We start from the raw sequence: 22,422 nt of genomic DNA on the forward strand, positions 1-22,422 counted from the left end.
TGAATCTTATGAAAAAAATCTTTACAATTGCTATATTTATTTTTACTTCATTATTTTTTACAAGCTGTATCGATGGTGCTGAATTCGTAGATGTTTCTTCCGAATCTAGACAATTTATTTTCAAAAATTATACAGATAATAGCTTTAGTGAAGCTTCAATAGCTTTAGGAGAAGTCTTAGATAATAAAATAGTAATTAAACTTTCCGAAAAAGTATTAGATATTCCTGCTAAAGGAAATTTAACGTATGCTGAAAAGAGTTCTAAAAAATCTGTCAATTGGTATTTTGAGTATGCCAGATTTTTAAAATCAGAAAATGATTTAGGTTGTTTTATAATCACACTTTCAGATGATAGAAAAATGTTTATTCCTTTAGAATTTAATACAGATCCTATTTACGGCGATGCCATTACATCTGCTCCAAATCTTTTTGAAATTGATATTACAACCACAGAATTTACAACACGATATAAAACAAATACCCTCAAAGGAATTCCAGTTGAGGATTATGAAATTATAATAAATTAAAACATATGAAATTATTAGGTATTGGTTCCAGAATTAATCATCCAGAATATGGATTTGGAGTAGTTACTAATGTAGATAGCAAATTATACTGGGTTACTTTTCAAGAAAACGGATTAGAAACCATAGCTCTTAATGATGAGTTTGAAGTTATAGAGGCTGTAGAAGATGAAGTAGATACTATTAGTTTTTTTGAAGTAGAAAGTTCTTTACGTAAAATTTTAAAGCAATGGAGCGATGTTACTGAAATAGTTCCTATTGCAGATAAATTTAAAGGAGGGAAATTAATTTTAGAGCCTGCAGACACAAGTTTAAGCGCTAAAGAAATTCCTATTGATACGTTTTTCCACAAAATTGTAATGGTTAGAGACCGTATTCGTGTCATGGAACAAAAAATTAATGCTAGTAAAACGTTAGACGATCAAGATAAAATAGATTTGCAACAATACATTACCCGAATCTATGGAAGTTTAACTACATTCAATGTGTTGTTTAAATTGAAATCAGATCATTTTGTAGGTTCAAAATCAAAATAGAGCATATAAAAAAACGAACATGAAATAGATCCTTGCGTTAGCGAAGACAGTATTGCTTTTACAACCTTTTTAAAAGAGTTTTGATATATAAAACTCAAAAAAATAAAAATAATGAAAGTAATTAAATTATTAGCCTTGTTATTTGTGTTTGGCTTAGTATTTACTTCTTGTAGCGAATCTGAAGCGATTGAAGAAATTCTTGAAAACGACCAAAGCACTACATTTAAACAAGTTCAAGGTAAAAAAGCACTAAATGCCAATCTTTTTTGTGATAACGTACAAATAAGCAACCTTGTAAATGGACCACTAATGAGAAGTGGTGTTAGTTTAACTTGGACAGTGGATAATCAACTATCTGGTTTACCTGAGTTGGTAACTTATACTGTGCAATTTCAAGTAGGTTCTGGTGGAATTTCTGTTTTTGGACAAACTTTTAGCTTTAGTGAAGATGAACTAATTTTTCCTGGCTCTCAACAAACATTTACAAAGCATTACAGTTCTCTAAGTCAATTAAATGGACATGTTTCAGGTAGATGGAGAGTTCGTGTTGAAGATTGTGATTGGAGCGATTGGAAAAATCATTATTTCAATTGATAATTCTGAATTTGAATCAAATCCATTATAGAGTTTAAAAAGTAATCGTTATTCTATTACTTTTTAAACTCTATTTCTAGTTGCTCTGGTAACAATCGAAAAGATTTCCTGTGATACTTAGTAGCACCAAATTCTCGAATGGCTTCACGGTGTTGTTTTGTAGGATATCCTTTATTTTTTTTCCAATGATAATTTGGAAATTCTTTGTGGATTTTTTCCATGAATTCATCTCTATACGTTTTTGCTAATACAGAAGCTGCTGCAATGCTCATGTATTTACCATCTCCTTTTACAATTGTTTCATGAGGAATATCTTTATAAGGTTTAAATTTATTTCCGTCTACAATAATAAATTCTGGTTGTACTTTTAATGCTTCAATAGCACGATGCATTCCTGTAATAGAAGCTTGTAAAACATTCAACTCGTCTACTTCTTCATTCGCTATGAACGATACTGCATAACTCAATGCATTTTCTTCGATAAAAGGACGTAATTCCATTCGCTTTTTTTCAGATAATTGCTTCGAATCATTCAACAATTCATGTTCAAAATCTTCAGGTAAAATAACTGCGGCAGCTACTACTGGACCAGAAAGACAACCTCTCCCCGCTTCATCTGTTCCTGCCTCTAAAACAGAACCACTATAATTTAATGCTAGCATACTACAAATTAACAGTTTTCATAGATAAGATTCGCATTTATTTTCGTTTTATTATTTTACATTTGTCTTTATGAAATATTTTTTAGTTTTTCTTTTTTTACTTTCAAGTATTACAATACAAAGTCAGTTAAGAACCGTAGATGGAGGTTTTGCTGGAGGTAGAAATAGAAGTATTGATTCTGTAGCTGGTAATGAAATTTCGGTGATTTTAAACGGTAAAACAAAATATACCGATTATAAAGTTTTTCATTACCAAAAAGACACTACATACGTAGATACAACTTTAAATATTAAAAAAGAGTATAAGTTTAATTTTAGAAGAAAAGACAACTTTGAGTTATTAGCTTTTCAAAATCAAGGACAAACTTTTAATACTCTTGGTTATAACTTCAGAAATATCACTCAATTTCCAGATATTGGTTTTAGAGCAAAGCAATTTAATTACTTAACCATTAGAGACATCGATTACTATCAAGTACCAACACCAACTACAGTAATTATGTATAGAACTGGTCAGGAACAAGGACAAGTATTAGATGCTTTATTCACTTTTAATTTATCTAAACGTTTAAATTTTAGCGTTGCCTACAGAGGTTTACGATCTTTAGGACAATATCGTCGTTCGTTGGCTAGTACTGGTAATTTTAGAGCTACCATGCTTTATAGTACTCCAAAAGATCAATATAATATAAAAGCACATGTTACAACCCAAGATTTTACCAATCAAGAAAATGGTGGATTAACTGAAGCTTCTTTGCAAAACTTTGTAAATAATGATCCTAATTTTACGGATCGTGCGCGTTTGGATGTTAACTTAAATGATGCTGAAAATGTTTTTGATGGAACAAGAGTTTATGTAGATCATAACTACAAGCTCTTCTCTAGTAAAGATAGCGCCAACGTTAAAGACTTTAGTAATTTAAAAGTTGGACAAGTTTTTTATTATGAAGGAAAAACATACAAGTTTGATCAACAAAATATAACCACTAGCTTTTTTGGAGATGCAAGTAAAACTGCAGGAAGTGTAAATGAAACAACCAATTATACCCTATTAAATAACCAGGCATATTTAGAATTTAATTCAAAATATGTTTTAGGAAGATTTAGGGTAAAAGCAAATTATACAACTGTAGATTATGGATATGACACCATATACAACAGTAATATTTTAGTAAACAAACAACGTTTAAAAGGTAATGCGGTTTCTTTAGGCGCAGATTGGAACGGAAGAGTTGGTGACTTTAGCGTAAATGCTAGTGCAACTGTTACTCCAGGTAGTGGTTATTTAGCAGGTAATCATTTTAATGGTGAAGCTATTTATGAAAAAGATAGCGTATTTAAAGTAAAAGGTAGTGTATTACTTACTTCGAAAGCACCTAACTTTAATCAACAGTTTTTTCAAAGTGTATATAATACTTATAATTGGGAAAATAACTTTACCAATATAGATACTCGAAACATTGGAGTCGCATTAAATTCTAAATGGGGTAATGCAAGTATCGATTTTACTAATATTGAAGATTATGTGTATTTTGACACAGACAATCTTCCTAAACAATTTGGCGGATCAGTTGTATATCTTAAAGCGAAAGTAAATAAAGAGTTTAAGTTTTTCCGAAAATTTGCATTAGACAATACTGTAATGTACCAAAACGTGTCTAGTGGTAGTAATGTATTTAGAGTTCCTGAGTTTGTTACTCGTAATACCTTATATTATACAGATGAATGGTTTAAAGGAAAACCTTTAAAAGTACAAATTGGTGCTACTTTTAAATACTTTACAAAGTATCGCGCAAATGCTTATAATCCATTATTAGCAGAATTTACACTTCAAAATGATACTGAAATTGGCTATCCTACAATAGATGTTTTTTTTAATGCCAAAGTAAGGCGTACAAGAATTTATTTTAAGGTAGATAATGTTACTTCTGGTTTCTCTACTAAAAACTATTTCTCTGCACCAAATCACCCATATAGAGATTTATCTATCCGTTTTGGTTTGGTATGGAACTGGTTTATCTAAAAAACAAAATATCAACAATAAAAAAGCCTTATAAATGAATTATAAGGCTTTTTATATTTTAGTAAAGTTCTAAACAACCACACATTAAATAAGCTCTGTATGGATAGGAACCAAAACCTGAGCAAACTCTTTCACAATATTCTAAGCGACTCAATGCTCCATTAATGTTTTTTAGTTCTTCTCTGTTTAATTTTTTTCCTAAGTTTTCAATTTGTTTTTTCATGATTAGAAATTTAAGAGGTTAATATTCTAAAGATAAAAAAACATTTTTCATTTGCTATTAGATGAAAACTAATTTGCTTTTTATTTCTTAGCTAGTTGTCTTATTTTAATTCTGAAAGCAGCAAAGATTAATGTCATAAATGGACTTAACCAATTAAATATTGCATATATAAAATACTCTCCTACTCCAACACCTAATACACCACTTTGATAAGCTCCACAAGTATTCCATGGAATTAAAACAGAAGTTACCGTTCCACTATCTTCTAAGGTTCTACTCAAATTTTCAGGAGCCAATCCTCTATCATCAAACGCTTTTTTAAACATCTTTCCTGGAATTACAAGTGCTAAGTATTGATCTGAAGCAACAATGTTTAATCCAATACAACTCGCAACGGTACTAAAGAACAATCCAAATATAGATTTCGCCATTTCTAAAAGTACATTTGTAATCTTGGCTAAGGCTCCAATTGCATCCATAATACCTCCAAAGACCATTGCACATACAATTAATAAAATAGTCCACAACATTCCTTTAATTCCTCCAGAACTAAACAATTCTGTTAATCGCTCATTATCTGTCTCAACTTGTGTATCACTTAAAATTGCATTAAAAATAGATTCAAAATGAGAATCTGATAATTTCACTAGTACTTCGCTTTGAAAAATAACAGCAAATATTGCTGCCAAAACAATTCCTGTTCCTAAAGCTACCAATGGTTTGGTTTTTAAAAGAATTAAGGCAATTACTACTAAAGGAACTACAAATAGCCACGGAGAAATATTAAAAGCATTATTTATAGCATTTAATAAAGTACTTACATCTGAACTACCACTTGTATTTACTGAAAAGCTTAAAATGGTGAAAACGACCAATGTTATTAAAATTGTTGGTACCGTAGTAAATGTCATATATTTAATATGCGTAAATAAATCTGTACCTGCCATAGCTGGCGCTAAATTTGTTGTGTCTGAAAGAGGTGACATTTTATCTCCAAAATATGCTCCAGAAATTACAGCCCCAGCAATCATTCCTGTTGGAATTCCAAGTGCGCTACCAATTCCTACTAATGCAATACCAACTGTAGCCGAAGTAGTCCAAGAACTTCCTGTTGCTATAGATATAATGGCTGCAATTATTACAGAAGCTGGTAAAAATATCGTTGGACTCAATACTTGTAATCCATAATATACCATAGCAGGTATAATTCCACTAATTAACCAAGTTCCAGCTAAAGCCCCAACTAACACCAAAATTAAAATCGGTACAAAAACACTCTTCCAGTTTTCCCATACTTCAGCAAACATTTTGTTAATAGTTGTTTTATTTAAAAAACCTATTATTGCTGCTGCTCCACCTCCCATTAAAAGGATGTATTGATTTGAATAATCGCCAAGCCAAGCTCCATCTTTGGCAAAAATATTATATGCAAGTAATCCTATTAATATAAATACGGGTAGTAATGCTTCCCAAATAGACAATTCTTTATTTTGCTGAATTTTTTGATTTTCTATTTTAATTTCAGAATTCTTGTTGTTTTCTTGCATTGAAAGATTTTTTTTGGTTTGTAATGTTACGATTTTGTTAAGACTTACGCAAGTGAAAAGCGTTTGCTACTTTTGCTTCTAATATGGATTCATTAACTCAAATAGTTTTAGGTGCAGCCGTAGGTGAGATTGCACTCGGGAAAAAAATTGGTAACAAAGCATTATTATTCGGAGCCATTGGTGGTACTATTCCCGATTTAGATGTTTTCTTTGGTAAACTCTTCTACAATAATTCTATTGATGAATTGATATTTCATAGAGGTTTTATGCACTCTATTCCTTTTGCTATTATTGGAGCTTTTCTGTTTGGTTATCTTACTTTTTGGTTATACGACACAGGAAAAAGAAAAAACACAACCACGCGAAAAGATTGGATTTGGCTTTATTTTTTATCCATTTTCACACATCCGTTATTAGATAGTTTTACTCCTTACGGAACACAACTATTCTTGCCTTTTTCAGATTACAGAGTTGCTTTCAATACTATAGCAGTAGTAGATCCTTTATACACCATTCCTTTTTTAATTTCTTTAATTATTTTAATGTTTTTTAAAAGATCTAATCCGAAACGAACATGGTGGTTAAAAACAGGGGGTTATGTAAGTTCTTTTTACCTTCTATTAACTATAATCAATAAAATTTATATTGATAGTGTTTTTAAAGGAGCCCTTTCTAAAGCTAAAATTGAATACAAGCGTTATTCTGCTCAACCCACTATTTTAAATAATGTTTTATGGTATGCTATTGCTGAAACAGATCTAGACTATAAAGTAACTTTTTACTCTTTATTAGACACTCATAAACCTACCAGCTTTATATCTCTTCCTAAAAATCATGATCTATTACCAATGCATAATCCAGATTTAGAAAAGTTAGAGTGGTTTAGTAATGATTTTTACAATCTGCAAAAAACGGATAGTTCTTTTATTCGTTATAATGACTTACGCTATCCTTTATTAAATCCTGAAGATAAAAACTCTTCCGTATTTAGTTTTAAGGTGAAAAAAAATGGCAATCGCTGGGAAGCGTTGCCATTATATGATAGAGCTCCATCTCAGGAGGACTTTCAAAAGTTTTGGTTAAGAGTTTCTGGGATCTAAACTATAGAATTCCTACCTCTTTCATACATTCTTTCATCATATCATAAGTACGTTCAATATCGTTATCTAAACCAATAGAAAAACGGATTAAACCATCTGTTAATCCCATTTCTTTTTGTTCGTCTTCTGGAATTTCTGATGATGTAGATGTTCCTGGTGCAGAGAATAATGTTTTGTAGAATCCTAAACTTACTGCCAAGTATCCTAAATTTTTGCTTTGCATTAATTCCATTAACTCGTTAGCCTTATCTAAAGAACCAACATCTATGGTAAGCATTCCTCCAAATCCATACTCTTCATTTATCATTGTTTTAAACAATTCATGAGACGGATGTGATGCTAATCCTGGATATACAGTTTTTAATCCATCAGCTTCAAACTTCTCTGCTAAATACAACGCATTTTTACTGTGTTGTTTTATACGAATATGTAATGTTCTTAAATTCTTTAAGATTGAAGATGCGCGCATACTATCCATTGTAGATCCTAATAGCATACAAGCTCCATCATTTACATTACGTAAATCGTCTATAAATTCTTGTGTTCCGCAAACTACTCCTCCTACTGTATCTGAAGAACCATTAATAAATTTCGTTAAACTATGAATTACAACATCTGCTCCTAATTGTACTGGAGTTACAGACAATGGTGAAAATGTATTATCTACTACTAATTTTAAGTTGTGTTTTTTTGCTAATGCTGCTAAACCTTTAATATCTGCTACTTCTAATAATGGATTACTAACTGTTTCACAGTATAAAACCTTTGTATTTTCATTAATAGCATTTTCTACAACATCTAATTTTGTAATATCTACAAATGACGTCGTAATATTCAATTTAGGCGTAAAGTTTTTCAAAAAAGCATATGTACCTCCATAAATTGTTCTGCTAGATACGATATGATCTCCTGCTCCACATAATTGTAATAATACTGGCGTAATTGCTCCCATACCAGAACCAGCTACATTTGCCGTTTCAGTACCTTCCATTGCCGCCAATGCTTCTCCTAAATATAAATTAGACGGCGAAGTGTGGCGTGAATATAAATAGCACCCATCTGCGTTTCCTTCGAACGTGTCGAACATGGTTTTAGCAGATAAAAATGTGTAAGTAGATGAATCTGAAATAGATGGATTTACTCCTCCAAATTCTCCAAAGTACTGTAAATCTTGAATTTTGTTTGCTGGCTTAAATTTCATTAGTCGTTGTTTTTACAACACAAAACAACAGTAAAACACAATAAAATTCAATAAAAACAAGAAAATACAGGTTTAAAATCTAAAAAAATAAACAATAATAGATTTTAATTCTTAATTCAAAATTTTAAAAGTACTTTTATAGAAATATTTTCGATATGAAACTTGATGCTATTGATGCTAAATTGATCAATCTATTACAAGAAGATAGTAAACGTACTAGCAAACAGTTGGCCATACTACTTCATTTATCGGTTACTGCTACTTACGAACGCATTAAAAAACTAGAAAAAGAAGGGATTATTACGCATTATGCGGCTAAAGTAGACCCTAAAAAAATAGATAAATCCTTTTTAGTTTTTTGTCAAGTAAAATTGATTCAACATTCTAAAGAATACCTTTCTGTTTTTGAAAGTGAAATTTCTAAACTAGATGAAGTGTCTGAGTGCTTTCATATTAGTGGTGACTATGATTATATTTTAAAAATATACGTAAAAGACATGCAAGAATATCGAGAATTTATGGTTACGAAGCTCACAACCATTAAACATATTGGTAGTACACAAAGTTCTTTTACCATTGGAGAAGTAAAAAACTCTACCAAAATCACAATATAAAAAAGGCCATTGTGCATTACAATGGCCTTTCACTTTTATTTAGAAAAATTTATTGTTCTTTTTGTTTTTCTATTTCTTTTTCAACTTCTTCAACTGTTCCTTCTACTTTTGTAACTTCAGATTCTTTCTTACCATCTTTAACAACGGTTGTCGTAATAGTTGCTGTAGCAGTATCTCCTTCCTTAGCTTTTACTTCTACGCGAATCTCTTTGCTTACTTCACCAGTTTCTTCAGAAAAAGCAGAATGTCCACCACCTAAAATTGGTGCAATTACTAAACCAACTAAACATGTTAACTTAATTAAAATATTCATAGATGGTCCAGATGTATCTTTAAAAGGATCTCCTACAGTATCTCCTGTAACGGCAGCTTTATGTGCATCTGATCCTTTATAGGTCATTTCTCCATTAATTTCTACTCCTGCTTCAAAAGACTTTTTAGCATTATCCCAAGCACCTCCTGCATTATTTTGGAAAATTGCCCACATTACACCACTTACACAAACTCCAGCCATATATCCACCTAAAGGTTCTGCCCCAAATAGCACACCAATAATTACTGGAGTGATAATGGTAATTAATCCTGGTAAAATCATTTCGCGTAAAGCTGCTTTTGTAGAAATATCTACACACTTTGCATAATCTGGTGTTCCAGTTCCTTCCATAATTCCAGGAATTTCTTTAAACTGACGACGTACTTCGTGTACCATTTCCATAGCTGCTTTACCTACAGACTCCATTGCTAAGGCTGAGAAAATTACTGGAATCATTCCTCCAACAAATAACATTGCTAATACATCTGCTTTAAAAATATTAATTCCATCAATTCCCGTAAATGTAACATACGCCGCAAAAAGTGCTAAAGCAGTCAATGCTGCAGAAGCAATTGCAAATCCTTTACCTACAGCAGCAGTTGTGTTTCCTACTGAATCTAAAATATCTGTACGCTCACGTACGTGTTCTTCTAATTCACTCATTTCAGCAACTCCGCCTGCGTTATCTGCAATAGGTCCAAAAGCATCAATTGCCAATTGCATAGCTGTAGTTGCCATCATTGCTGAAGCTGCTAATGCAACCCCATAGAATCCTGCTAAAGCATACGATCCAAAAATTGCCGCAGCAAATAAGATTACTGATAAAAAAGTAGATTTCATTCCAACAGCTAATCCTGCAATAATATTTGTAGCAGCTCCTGTAGAACTATTTTGAACGATATGTAATACTGGCTTTTTCCCTAAACTTGTATAATAAGCAGTTACTGTAGAAATTAAAGCTCCAACTGCTAATCCAATAACACAGGCATAGAAAACATGTTGCGATGGAACTTCAATAATTCCTTCTCCGAAGAAACTCATTAATAAGGTTTCTGGTAGCATCCATTGAATTAAGAACCAACTTGCTACAAGTGTAATAATAATTGATGCCCAGTTACCAAAATCTAATGCTTGTTGTACTTCTTTTTCTTTAGCTGTATTATCTTTTATTTTTACTAAGAATGTTCCTATAATAGAAGCTATAATTCCAACACCAGCTATTACTAATGGTAATAAAATTGGTCCCATTCCATTAAAATCGTCTGTAAATGGAGAAGTGATAGACATATCTCTAATTACATAATTTCCTAATACCATAGCAGCTAAAACTGTTGCTACATAACTACCAAATAAGTCTGCTCCCATTCCCGCTACATCTCCAACATTATCTCCAACATTATCTGCAATTGTTGCTGGATTTCTAGGATCGTCTTCGGGAATACCTGCTTCAACCTTACCTACTAAATCTGCTCCAACATCTGCTGCTTTTGTATAAATTCCTCCACCAACTCTAGCAAATAATGCAATACTTTCAGCTCCAAGAGAAAAACCAGCTAATGCTTCTAAAGCAACTGTCATTTCTTCATAAAAATTTCCTGCTCCAGTTACAAACATCGAAACAAACAACATAAAGAAAAGACTTAACCCCAATACTGCTAAGCCAGCAACTCCTAATCCCATTACAGTTCCTCCACCAAAAGAAACCTGCAATGCTTTAGGTAAACTTGTTTTTGCGGCTTCGGTTGTACGTGCATTAGCATCTGTTGCTATTCGCATACCTATGTTTCCTGCTAAGGCTGAAAAGATAGCTCCAATGATAAAAGCAATGACAATTACCCAGTGCGTGGTTTCTACTATTTGTGATATTATAAAGAGTGCTACGGAAGCGATTATTGCAAAAATAAAAAGAAGCTTATATTCTGCATTTAAAAATGCCAAAGCTCCTTCTTTAATACTTTTTGAGATTGATTTCATTTTTTCATCACCTGCATCTTGTTTCTTTACCCAAGACATTTTGATGAACATGAAAATCAATCCTAACACTGCCAATATAATTGGCACTAAGATCATGTTTGATTTCATAATAGTTAATTAAATGATTAGTTTATTGGCTTAAATATAACAAAATCAAACTCTAAATAAAAAAAGCTCATTACTTAAGTAATGAGCTTGCTTATTTTTCAACACAAAAAATTAAACTTTAAAATCTCCGTTTTCTTTGTGTTCACTGTTTTCGTAACGTTCGATACACTTATCTAAAATTGAATAAGCTTCATCTGCATCTCCCCAACCTCCTACATCAACTTGTTTCTTTTCTAAATCTTTATATACTTGGAAAAAGTGTGTAATTTCTTCTTTACGATGTGGGTTTAAATCTGTAATATCTCTGTATTTATTCCAAATAGGATCTGAAATAGGTACACATACTAATTTTTCATCTGGTCCTTTTTCATCTGCCATGTGGAAAACACCGATTGGTCTTACTTCCATCATACACATTGGGAAACAAGGCTCTGCTCCTAAAACTAATACATCTAATGGATCTCCGTCTAATGCTAATGTTTCTGGAATAAATCCGTAATCTCCAGGATACATCATAGAAGAAAATAACATTCTATCAAAGCGTATCTTTTTAAGATCGAAATCGTACTCGTATTTATTTCTACTTCCTTTTGGTATTTCTATTAATACATCAACAGTTTGTTTTTCTTTCGCTGTCATATTTATTTACTTCATTTCAAAAATCGGATTGCAAAACTACGTATAAATTGCAGTTTGTGCCTAATTTTTAGAAGTTATTTTTTGGTTAAATTAAAATTTATAAACCTGGTCTTATGGCAATTCTAATCGCAAATTTAGGAGTTGGTACTGCTATACTATTTGTTGGTGGTGTATAATCACTTCTCCAAATAGCATCTACTCTTAGGAATCGTAGGTTTCCATAACCTATGTTTTCTAATCCAAATCCATATTCATAATACACTCTATTTGGGGTATTGTATTGAATATTTTCGATACCATTGCTATTTACTACGCCATCATTCAACCTTCTGTTAGCATCTGAAACAGTTCCATAAGCTGCTCTAAAGGTTAATAAACTTCTTAAATTTAACTTTCTTATCAATGGAATTCTATTCAAAATGAATCCATTAAAATGATGTTCAAAATGCGTAGATACATATGTATCTGTAACAAAATCGTAGAAGTTTAATAATGAAAATGTATTAGGAACTAAAGAAAAAGATTGGTTTGCTGGAATTACACTCAGTAAAGAAACTGGTAATTCTCCAAATGTTTTTCCTCCTTCAACTGTCGTATCCAATAATCCAAATTTCCCTAATAAAATAGGTTGGTTATATTTTATTTGAATTTTATCATAATCATGAGTTCCGTTTAAGAATCCTTTATAACCATGACGGTAATTAATTACAATTGTTGGGAATACGTTTCTACCAAAACGTTGCTCCACTCCCAACCCATACACAAATCTACCTGGAGTAAATGTTAAGTATACATCTGATGCTACATCTGTTACAGTAGATGCTAAATTTCCTACATCGTCTAAATAACTAATAGAGAAATTTTCTGGACTTGCAGACTTAATTGTTGCATGTGTAAAATTAAACCCTATATGGAAATTGTTATTTATTGCATAATCGAAATTGGTTGCATATTTTTCTACATCTGATAAAAAGAAATTGTTTCCTCTAGAAAATAATGCTGTAGAACCAAAAGTTCTTCCTAACAATTGTGTTGTATTGAATAACGTACTTCCTAATTGTTCAATATCTTTTTGATAAGCAACACTTGTTGTTATTCTTGGTTGATAAGACAATAAGTATCTAGCTTCTAAACCATATTTAAATTCTTCGTCTTTAAAACCATATGCTAAATGTCCTGACAATCTAAAACGATCATCTTTAGTTTTAAATGTCCTGAATCCTAATCTTGTTCTAAATCCTTCAACTTCATTATTCGCAAATGCAGTCCAAAATGGTCCTAATTGTAAGTTAAGTCCTCTTAAATTTATATATCCACTTGAAACCGTGTTAATGAATCCAGTTATCTTTCGAATCTGTTTTTTCTTTTTAACACTTCCTATCAGCTTATAAGTATCTTCAATACTTTCTTTTTCTTCTTTCTTCCAATAAGCATCTGATCGTTCGTACTGATCTGGTCTGATTTTTTGCTTTTCTATATCATAAAAACCACTTGGGCGCGGTCTATCTAAAACATAATCATCATAATAAATTGTTTTTTTAATTGTTAGACCTTTATTCGCTTCATTTTTATCTAAAAAAGTAAAATCTCCTTCGTAAGCATTTTTTGTAGGAATATAAACACTATCATTTCGTACTTCGAATTCTTTTTCGAAAGTTAATCCTCTTACAAAGTTTAAGTTCGCTCCTTTTACAACCTGCATTCTTAGTTTTTTAATTGTAAAAGCTTTATCTGCTACCCAAAAATTCCCCTTAAATGCTAAATCTTGATCTCTAATTGGGAAGAAATAAATATTATATAATTTCGTATTATTATCCGTAATACTATCATACAATACATAATCGTAGGTTGCAAAACCATCTGTAGAAAGTGGACTTACAAAAGATTTTCTTAATAAAGTAATATTGTTTCTGAAAACATCGATATTCTGAAAAGTATTCGACATTCTATCAAACACAAATCCTTGGGCTCCTAACCCTTCAGATTTTTCGGCTTCTATATCCTCTCTGACTTTTCCAGTTTTATTATCACCATATACTTTCTTTACTTCTTCACTTAAGAAAATAGGGATGTAATAGTTAATTCCATCACTATCATATTGTATTTCCTTAATTGCTTTTTTATAATCTTTCTTAAAGATATTTTTTATGAAAGCAGTATCTAGATTATTTAAACCAATTTCTATGGTTTTATGTTCTTTATATTGATAATAATTTACTAGATCTACACCATTCCTTCTTTTCCTTTTCCAGATTTCTTTTAAAATTCTATAAGCAGGATTTTCTTTCTTTTTAAGACGTTTTTTGGGTTTGGTAACTACTATTACTTCCTCTAATACATCTGTACCTTCCTTTAAAACTATATTTAAATATTTAGTTTTAGGATTTACTTTAATGGTTTGTGTTTGAAAACCTACAAATGAAATTTCTAAGACCCCTCTGTTCTTCTTAGTTCTAAAGGCAAATCTCCCTTCATCATCTGTTGTTGTTCCATTTGTAGTTCCTTTAATAATTACATTTACAAATGGCATTGGCGTATCAAACTCGTCTACTACTTTACCTTTAATTGTAAGCTGCGCACTTAAAATTAGACTCGAGAATACGAGCAGCGCAAAAAATTTTAATTTCATAGGGCTATTTTACATCAAAATCCTTTTAGTTTTTGATAACTAAAAGGATTTTAACGACTTGTATGTTCTTAATTCCTAATTACTTAATATACATTACTTCTTTAACAGCTTTTACAACATCGTTTGCATTAGGCAACCACTCTTCTAATAAAACTGGTGAATAAGGTGCTGGTGTGTCTGCTGTAGTTATCCTCTTGATTGGAGCATCTAAATAATCAAATGCTTCATCTTGTACTCTAAAAGTAATTTCTGAAGCTACACTTCCAAATGGCCATGCTTCTTCTAAAATTACCAGTCTATTTGTTTTTCTTACTGATTCAAGAATTGCATTATGATCCATTGGACGTACTGTTCTTAAATCTATAATTTCTATTGAAATTCCTTCTTTTTCTAATGTTTCAGCAGCTTTGTATGCTTCCTTTATAATTTTACCAAAAGAAACAACTGTTACATCTGTACCTGCTCTTTTAATGTCGGCAACTCCAATTGGTAACACATATTCTCCTTCTGGAATTTCCATCTTATCACCGTACATTTGCTCAGACTCCATAAAAATTACAGGATCGTCATCTCTAATTGCCGCTTTTAGTAAACCTTTCGCATCATATGGATTAGAAGGAACAATTACTTTTAAACCTGGACAGTTTGCATACCAGCTTTCAAAAGCTTGTGAGTGTGTAGCTGCTAATTGTCCTGCCGAAGCTGTTGGACCTCTAAATACGATTGGACAATTAAATTGTCCTCCACTCATTTGGCGTATTTTAGCTGCATTATTTATAATCTGATCAATTCCAACTAATGAGAAGTTAAAAGTCATATATTCTACTATAGGACGATTTCCATTCATTGCAGATCCTACAGCAATACCTCCAAATCCTAATTCTGCAATAGGAGTATCTATAACACGCTTTGCTCCGAACTCATCTAACATACCTTTACTCGCCTTGTAAGCACCATTATATTCTGCTACTTCTTCTCCCATTAAATAGATGCTTTCATCACGACGCATCTCTTCGCTCATCGCCTGCTGAATAGCTTCTCTAAACTGAACTGTTTTCATATGTTTTATTCTAGTAGTTGTTTATTTGATTTGCAAAAGTAAAAAATTTACATTGAACGGAATTAATAGAATGTTAAAATCGTTGATTTTTGACCTCTTTTTTATAATGAAATCGTTGTAGTGGCAATTTTAATTTGCATGATATCATTCATTTATTAAGAAGCTTCTTTAGATGTTTTATATTTTAACGGTGTAAAACCTGTTTCTTCTTTAAATGTTTTATAAAAAATACTCTTCGATTTAAACCCTACTTCATTCCCTATAACCTCAATTTTATATTGGTCGTACTTATTATCTTTTAAATAGATTTTTGCTTTTTCTACTCGTAAAGAATTTATTAGTGAATTAAAGCTTCTGTTTAGGATTGTATTAAAAGCTAGCGAAATTTTATGAGGAGCTATTTGAATGTGGCTATATAGATCGGGCAATAAGAAATCCTTTTCTAAATATTTTTCAGAAGAAATTAAAAACGACATTGCTGTATTAACAATTACTTCCATTTCGTCTTTACTTAGAGACCTACTATTTTTAGTCGTCCGAAGAAAGCAAGTAATGTTTTGAGTAGAAAACGCACTATAAATAACTGCAAAAGTCATAGCAACATGAAAAATTACTAATAGAAAACGAACTTGATTTGTAAAATCAAAAAGAATGAAATTCAACATTAAAATCGTATAAATTGAAAACGATGCTAACATTGTTTTAAAAAATAGCAACTGTTTTTTTCCACTACGAGCATATTTCTGCTTATACTTTTTATAATGTTTTGATAAAAAATAGACTCCCAATAATGAAAATACAAGATTAAAAAATATATGAGTAAATAACATAATGTTAAAAACTGGGAGCTTCCTTAATTCTGAATATTCAAAGTTTAAAAAGAAAAACAAAAACATAAAAAATTCGAGAACTGCAGGTATTAACAATAAGTAATCTTTAATACTGAGCTTAGGAAATGTAATCTTTCTTAAATAAAAAAGTAGTAATGGCACTTCTAAAAAACCAAAGTATATGGGTAATAAACGCCATTGATCTTGAAATTCAAAAAGATTATTATCTCTTACAATACTTGTAAAAAATGATCCATTATAGATTAACATAAAAATACCTAGAAGAAATACAGGGGTTTGTTTTATTAACCCTTTAATTAAAAAGAAAAGACCAAATAGTATTGAAATAACAAATAGAAATATCTGAGAAATATTAATAAAGTGTAGTAATGTATCTGCCATATAGTGAGATCGGGGATTATTTATAAACTAAAAAACCTACATAAATACTATCATTCATATTGATTATCAATAGATACGACTCTTTCAAATATAATTAAAATCTAATGTTTTTTTAAAAGAGCTCTCCTATTTCATCGGTTTTTATGTTGTTTCAAAAAGTACAGATATAAGATATCCATACTTTTTTAAAAACACAAAAAGCTAAAAATCAACACAATAATAATTATTCAAGTTTTTTAATATTTACTTAAGAATTTTTAAAAAGGGCAAAAATCACCCCTTAAACTAAGGAGCATAATAAAAAGAAGTTGTGATAAAATAATATATCTGTACTTATTTACAAATCAAAAAGATAAAGTTCAGAATACTCCTCTGTAGTTTAGCAACACTATTAACCAACTAATCATTTTATTATGAAGAAAATGTACTTTAAAGTGTTTGCGTTTATAGGTCTCCTTTTTATAATGAGCATAAATACCTACGCACAAAATTCCAAACAACGAAAAAAAATTGTAGAAGACAATAACAAAGCTAGACTTGTCAAAATGCAAAAGGAATTTCAAAACAAAAGACAAAAAATGCTTCGTATTGCGAAAGAAAAAGGTTGGGAAACCACGAAAAAGATTGACGATAATACTACTGCTATCCTAGATAGAATTGTAGATGGTAAACCTACGTATACTGCACTTTTCTCAAATACTAAAAACTCTGGTTTATTCAATGCTGAAACAGGTGTTTCTACACGTGTAGATCATTTACAACCCGGAGGTTCTTTAGGATTAGACTTAACTGGAGGTGGAATTACAGCCTATGTATGGGATGGTTCTTCTGCTAGAGCAACACACCAAGAATTTGTAGATAATGGTGTAAGTAGAGTTAATGCGCTAGAAGGAGAAATTGATGGATTTAATGGTGCTGGTGATTTACACGCTACGCATGTAACCGGTACTATTATTGCTGCTGGTGTCGATCCTAAAGCAAAAGGAATGGCAACAGGAGCCAATGCGGTAGGGTATAATTTTGAAAATGATGCGGCTGAAGCTATCGGTGAAACCTTAAATGGTATGCTACTTTCAAACCACTCCTACGGAACCGTAGGTAGAGTCCCTCTTAAAGTTTGTACGAATGGTTATTCATATTATTTTGGACTCATTTCTGGTTGTTTTACAGAGGAAGTAATTTATCCCAATATAATAGACGATTACAGATATGGAAGCTATTCTAGCTTATCGAGAGAATGGGATGAAATCATGTATAATGCTCCCAATTACTTAATGGTTATCTCTGCTGGAAACGATGGCTTAGCAAGAGAAAGAAATGATTTGATTGTTTTTAAGAATGGTCTTCCAGATTTAGCTACTTCGCTTATTCAAAGAGAAGTATTACGTTATTCGCCTGTTGGAGGATATAATGGTTATGACAAATTAATTGATAGACAAACTGCAAAAAACAACTTGGTAGTAGCCAATGCACAAGACGCAAATATAGATCCCAACGGAGACCTTATTTCAGTATCAATAAATAATACCAGTTCTCAAGGACCTACAGACGATTTCCGTATTAAACCAGATATTACAGGTAATGGAACAAATGTATACTCAACTGCTGCAACTAGTGATGATGCTTATGCTACTTTAACGGGGACTTCTATGTCTTCACCCAATGTGACTGGTGCTTTAATGCTTTTACAAGAGCATTATAAAAATCTTAATAACTCATATATGAAAGCAGCAACTCTAAAAGGCTTAGCGTTACATACTGCAGACGACATGAATTCTGAAGGACCAGATGCTGTATCTGGCTGGGGATTATTGAACGCCAAAAGAGCTGCTGAAGTAATTAGTAACAATGAAGGAACAACAAAAATTCAAGAATTAACTTTAAATTCAGGACAAACTTATACTTTTGATATTGTTGCTAGTGGAAAAGAACCTTTAATGACTTCAATTTCTTGGACAGATTTACCAGGAGTTGTTAATAATGGTTTAAATTCAAGTCAAGCAGCTTTAATAAACGATTTAGACATACGTATTTCTAAAGATGACAACACATATTTCCCTTATAAACTAACTGCTCCACATGCATATCGAAGAGAAGATAACGCAGTAGACCCTTATGAAAGAATTGATATTACCAATCCATCGGGAAGATATACAGTAACCATTACTCATAAAGGAAATTTAGAAACAGGTACACAAAACTATAGTTTAATTATTTCAGGTTTAGCAAACCCGAACTGTATTGCTACAACTCCAACAAATATATCTATAAACAACATTACTTCTGCTGATACTACTATTAACTGGGATGCTTCAGGTGCTGAAGAATACAATATCAGATATCGTGATACAGCTACTTCAAATTGGTCAGAGTTTACTATTAATGAAAACACTACTAGTTTAAACGGATTAAACTCAGGGACTACTTATGAAGTTCAAATTAATAGCAAATGTGCTTATAATGGAAAAAGCTCTAGTTATAGCTCACCTATATCATTTACAACATCTAGTTTAGAATTAGTGAATGGTGGAACTTATCGAATTCTCAATAAAAATGCACAAGATTATTTAGACGCTAACGGAGGAACACAAGCGGGAGCTAATGTTCATTTATGGGAATATGCAGATGTACCACAGCAAAAGATAACAGCAACATACGATTCGAATAAAGAAAGCTATACATTCATAGCTAAAGGCAATGGAAATTATGCTTTAGATTTATCAGGTGGTACTGGATATTCTGGAGCTAATATTAAACGTTGGCATATTAATGGTCATCAAGCTCAAGATTGGACATTAGAACCTGCATCAGATGGCTATTATTATGTTATCAGCAAATTAAGAGGACGTAATGGAGAAAAATTATACTTAGAAGTAAATAATGCCGGAACAAATAATGGAGCTAATATTGTTGTAAAAAGTTTTACAGGCAATCCGGCACAAGAATGGAAATTTATTCCAATATCCTCGACTGCTAGTAAAACAATAGCTACAAGCACTAATTTAACCAATTTAGAACTTACACTTTTCCCTAACCCTGTAAAGGACTATTTAAATGTACAAACAGATTTTACACAAGAGTCAAGCTTTAGAATTCTAAATGTTTTAGGGCAAACATTTAGATTGGGAAAAATTAGCAATACCCCTATTAATGTTGGTAATCTACAAGAAGGGATTTATTTATTTGAAATTACTAATGGTCAAAAAAGAACTGTAAAAAAGTTTATTAAAAAATAAACTACAACAATTCTGCTTTCTTACAATTGTGCTAGCAATTAGAGAATGTATTTTAATGGGGACCTTGAATGCACAGTAAAATTACTGTGCATTCTCTTATTATATAAGTAAAATAATAGTTATTTAATAAATGATTCGTAACTGGGATTCTAATCATTATTATATCCTTATCTATTTCAGTATCTTTATAGCCGTAAAATTTTCTTCAAGAAGAAAAAAGAAGCTAAGAACAAGAAACAAACAGAATGTTAAAATCGTTAATTTTCAGGATATTTTTCACTATAAATTTATTATGCATGCATAATAAATCAAAAAAAATGCTTAAATTCGTCGCACAAAAATAAGTGTTCTAAAAAAACAACGATATATATGAAAATATTAGTTTGTATCAGCCATGTGCCAGATACCACTTCAAAAATTAATTTCACTGACAATGACACTAAGTTTGATACTAACGGTGTTCAGTTTGTAATTAATCCATATGACGAATTTAGTTTAACCCGTGCTATGTGGTTCAAAGAAAAGCAAGGAGCTTCTGTTACTGTTGTTAATGTAGGAGGTGCTGCAACTGAACCTACATTACGTAAAGCATTAGCTATTGGTGCAGACGATGCAATTCGTGTAAACGTTGAGCCAACTGATGGTTTTTTAGTTGCTAAAGAGTTAGCTGAAGTAGTTAAAAATGGAGGTTATGATTTAGTTTTAGCTGGAAAAGAGTCTGCAGATTATAATGGTCAAATGGTACCAGGTATGTTAGCTTCTTTATTAGACTTTAACTTTGTGAATGGATGTGTAGGTATTGAGGTTGAAGGAAACAATGTTACTTTAGAAAGAGAAATAGATGGTGGAGAAGAAAAAGTAGCTTCTACATTACCAATGGTTGTTGCAGGGCAAAAAGGAATCGTAGAAGAGAAAGATTTACGTATTCCAAACATGAGAGGAATTATGATGGCTCGTAAGAAGCCTTTAAATGTAGTTGAACCTACTGGTACAAGTGCAGCTACTACTACTAAGACATTTGAAAAACCAGCTCCAAAAGGAGATGTTAAATTAGTAGATAACGTTGATGATTTAATCAACTTATTACACAACGAAGCAAAAGCAATTTAAATTTAAAATCAACTTTTTAGTGGATGCTCTCTTATGTAGACATCCACTAAAATTCTAAAAAAATTAAGAATATGTCTGTATTAGTTTTTGCCGATTCATCGGAAGGAAAATTTAAAAAAACAGCTTTTGAAGTTGTTTCATACGGAAAAAAAGTAGCAGAACAGTTAGGAACTTCTGTTGTTGCTTTAACTATAAATGGTGGAGATGCATCTGAATTATATGCTTATGGTGCAGAAAAAGTTGTAGAAGTTAAAAATGATTTAGCTTCATTTAATGCAAAAGCTTATGCTGCCATCATTACACAAGCTAGCGAAGCTCAAGGAGCAGATGTTGTAGTTATCGATTCTAGTGTAGATGGATTAACAGTAGGACCATTAGTAGCGGTTGGTTTAGAAGCAGGATACGCTTCTAATGTTGTAGCTTTACCAAGCAGTACAGATCCTTTTACAGTAAAACGTAAAGCTTTTTCTAATAAAGGATTTAATAACACTGAAATTACTACAGCTAAAAAAGTAGTAGGTGTAGCTAAAAACTCATATGGTGCACACGAAAACCCTGTATCTGGAACAACAGAAAGCTTTGATGCTTCATTACCAGAATTAGGAGTATCTTCTGTTTCTATAGATAGAGCTACTGGTAAAGTTACTATTGCTGATGCTGATGTAGTAGTTTCTGCTGGACGTGGTTTAAAAGGTCCTGAAAACTGGGGAATGGTAGAAGAGTTAGCAGATATTTTAGGTGCTGCTACAGCTTGTTCTAAACCAGTTTCTGATTTAGGATGGAGACCACACAGCGAACACGTTGGACAAACAGGAAAGCCTGTTGCTTCTAACTTATATATTGCTATAGGTATTTCTGGAGCAATTCAGCACTTAGCTGGAGTGAATGCTTCAAAAGTAAAAGTAGTTATCAACAACGACCCAGAAGCACCATTCTTTAAAGCTGCAGATTACGGAATTGTTGGAGACGCTTTTGAAGTTGTTCCTCAATTAATTGAGAAATTAAAAGCTTTTAAACAAGCTTAATAAAGTTAAATATATTTACAAACCTCAAAAGTTATATACTTTTGAGGTTTTTTTGTTATAAAAACACTTCCT

18 protein-coding genes are annotated in these 22,422 nt (G+C 31.6%); 9 read left to right on the plus strand and 9 right to left on the minus strand.

What is annotated here, in order from left to right; genetic code table 11:
- The first annotated feature begins 8 nt into the window (after positions 1-8).
- The 3 genes from ACKTTC_RS15700 (at position 9) to ACKTTC_RS15710 (ending at position 1,654) form a co-directional block, all read left to right on the plus strand.
- Positions 9-527, plus strand: coding sequence for a hypothetical protein (locus tag ACKTTC_RS15700; RefSeq protein ID WP_408040797.1), 519 nt, complete (start codon positions 9-11; stop codon positions 525-527).
- Positions 528-532: 5 nt separating this feature from the next.
- On the plus strand, positions 533-1,060 hold the full coding sequence (locus ACKTTC_RS15705; protein WP_408040798.1) for a hypothetical protein: 528 nt from the start codon (positions 533-535) through the stop codon (positions 1,058-1,060).
- A 111-nt stretch (positions 1,061-1,171) separates the two neighbouring features.
- Positions 1,172-1,654 (plus strand): hypothetical protein, encoded by a 483-nt coding sequence (locus tag ACKTTC_RS15710; RefSeq protein WP_408040799.1) that lies wholly within the window; start codon positions 1,172-1,174, stop codon positions 1,652-1,654.
- A 56-nt stretch (positions 1,655-1,710) separates the two neighbouring features.
- Here the strand turns inward: ACKTTC_RS15710 and ACKTTC_RS15715 are convergent, their stop codons facing one another.
- Positions 1,711-2,316: a ribonuclease HII gene (locus ACKTTC_RS15715; RefSeq protein WP_408040800.1), complete on the minus strand. Its 606-nt coding sequence runs from the start codon at positions 2,314-2,316 to the stop codon at positions 1,711-1,713.
- Between the two features lie 70 nt (positions 2,317-2,386).
- Here ACKTTC_RS15715 and ACKTTC_RS15720 point away from each other — a divergent pair, with 70 nt between their 5' ends.
- On the plus strand, positions 2,387-4,339 hold the full coding sequence (locus tag ACKTTC_RS15720) for a putative porin (RefSeq protein ID WP_408040801.1): 1,953 nt from the start codon (positions 2,387-2,389) through the stop codon (positions 4,337-4,339).
- A 58-nt stretch (positions 4,340-4,397) separates the two neighbouring features.
- On the opposite strand, the gene ACKTTC_RS15725 is transcribed toward ACKTTC_RS15720, so the two are convergent.
- The gene (locus tag ACKTTC_RS15725) at positions 4,398-4,562 is read right to left on the minus strand and encodes a bacteriocin-like protein (RefSeq protein WP_408040802.1); all 165 of its coding nucleotides are present in this window, start codon (positions 4,560-4,562) and stop codon (positions 4,398-4,400) included.
- An 80-nt stretch (positions 4,563-4,642) separates the two neighbouring features.
- Positions 4,643-6,109, minus strand: a complete 1,467-nt coding sequence (gene nhaC, locus ACKTTC_RS15730) for a Na+/H+ antiporter NhaC (protein ID WP_408040803.1) — start codon at positions 6,107-6,109, stop codon at positions 4,643-4,645.
- Positions 6,110-6,192: 83 nt separating this feature from the next.
- Between nhaC and ACKTTC_RS15735 the strand changes: the two genes are divergently transcribed.
- On the plus strand, positions 6,193-7,209 hold the full coding sequence (locus ACKTTC_RS15735; RefSeq protein WP_408040804.1) for a metal-dependent hydrolase: 1,017 nt from the start codon (positions 6,193-6,195) through the stop codon (positions 7,207-7,209).
- 1 nt (position 7,210) lies between these two features.
- Here the strand turns inward: ACKTTC_RS15735 and ACKTTC_RS15740 are convergent, their stop codons facing one another.
- Positions 7,211-8,410 (minus strand): aminotransferase class I/II-fold pyridoxal phosphate-dependent enzyme, encoded by a 1,200-nt coding sequence (locus ACKTTC_RS15740; protein ID WP_408040805.1) that lies wholly within the window; start codon positions 8,408-8,410, stop codon positions 7,211-7,213.
- 155 nt (positions 8,411-8,565) lie between these two features.
- On the opposite strand from ACKTTC_RS15740, the gene ACKTTC_RS15745 reads away from it, so the two are divergent.
- Positions 8,566-9,024, plus strand: a complete 459-nt coding sequence (locus ACKTTC_RS15745) for an Lrp/AsnC family transcriptional regulator (protein ID WP_408040806.1) — start codon at positions 8,566-8,568, stop codon at positions 9,022-9,024.
- Positions 9,025-9,073: 49 nt separating this feature from the next.
- Here the strand turns inward: ACKTTC_RS15745 and ACKTTC_RS15750 are convergent, their stop codons facing one another.
- The 5 genes from ACKTTC_RS15750 to ACKTTC_RS15770 form a co-directional block, all read right to left on the minus strand.
- The gene (locus tag ACKTTC_RS15750; protein WP_408040807.1) at positions 9,074-11,419 is read right to left on the minus strand and encodes a sodium-translocating pyrophosphatase; all 2,346 of its coding nucleotides are present in this window, start codon (positions 11,417-11,419) and stop codon (positions 9,074-9,076) included.
- A 111-nt stretch (positions 11,420-11,530) separates the two neighbouring features.
- On the minus strand, positions 11,531-12,058 hold the full coding sequence (locus ACKTTC_RS15755; protein ID WP_408040808.1) for an inorganic diphosphatase: 528 nt from the start codon (positions 12,056-12,058) through the stop codon (positions 11,531-11,533).
- A 97-nt stretch (positions 12,059-12,155) separates the two neighbouring features.
- Positions 12,156-14,687, minus strand: coding sequence for a DUF5686 family protein (locus ACKTTC_RS15760; RefSeq protein WP_408040809.1), 2,532 nt, complete (start codon positions 14,685-14,687; stop codon positions 12,156-12,158).
- 79 nt (positions 14,688-14,766) lie between these two features.
- A complete protein-coding gene (locus ACKTTC_RS15765; protein WP_408040810.1) occupies positions 14,767-15,747 on the minus strand; it encodes a pyruvate dehydrogenase complex E1 component subunit beta in 981 nt (326 codons plus the stop codon).
- Between the two features lie 155 nt (positions 15,748-15,902).
- Positions 15,903-16,979 (minus strand): helix-turn-helix domain-containing protein, encoded by a 1,077-nt coding sequence (locus ACKTTC_RS15770; RefSeq protein WP_408040811.1) that lies wholly within the window; start codon positions 16,977-16,979, stop codon positions 15,903-15,905.
- A gap of 413 nt (positions 16,980-17,392) precedes the next feature.
- Between ACKTTC_RS15770 and ACKTTC_RS15775 the strand changes: the two genes are divergently transcribed.
- The 3 genes from ACKTTC_RS15775 (at position 17,393) to ACKTTC_RS15785 (ending at position 22,350) form a co-directional block, all read left to right on the plus strand.
- Positions 17,393-20,215: a S8 family serine peptidase gene (locus ACKTTC_RS15775; RefSeq protein WP_408040812.1), complete on the plus strand. Its 2,823-nt coding sequence runs from the start codon at positions 17,393-17,395 to the stop codon at positions 20,213-20,215.
- A gap of 369 nt (positions 20,216-20,584) precedes the next feature.
- Positions 20,585-21,325, plus strand: a complete 741-nt coding sequence (locus tag ACKTTC_RS15780) for an electron transfer flavoprotein subunit beta/FixA family protein (RefSeq protein WP_408040813.1) — start codon at positions 20,585-20,587, stop codon at positions 21,323-21,325.
- Between the two features lie 71 nt (positions 21,326-21,396).
- Positions 21,397-22,350 carry an electron transfer flavoprotein subunit alpha/FixB family protein gene (locus ACKTTC_RS15785; protein ID WP_408040814.1) on the plus strand — a complete coding sequence of 318 codons (954 nt, stop codon included), beginning with the start codon at positions 21,397-21,399 and terminating at the stop codon, positions 22,348-22,350.
- Positions 22,351-22,422: the final 72 nt, after the last annotated feature.

It is taken from the genome of Tenacibaculum amylolyticum, from assembly GCF_964511145.1.
Lineage (GTDB): Bacteria > Bacteroidota > Bacteroidia > Flavobacteriales > Flavobacteriaceae > Polaribacter > Polaribacter amylolyticum.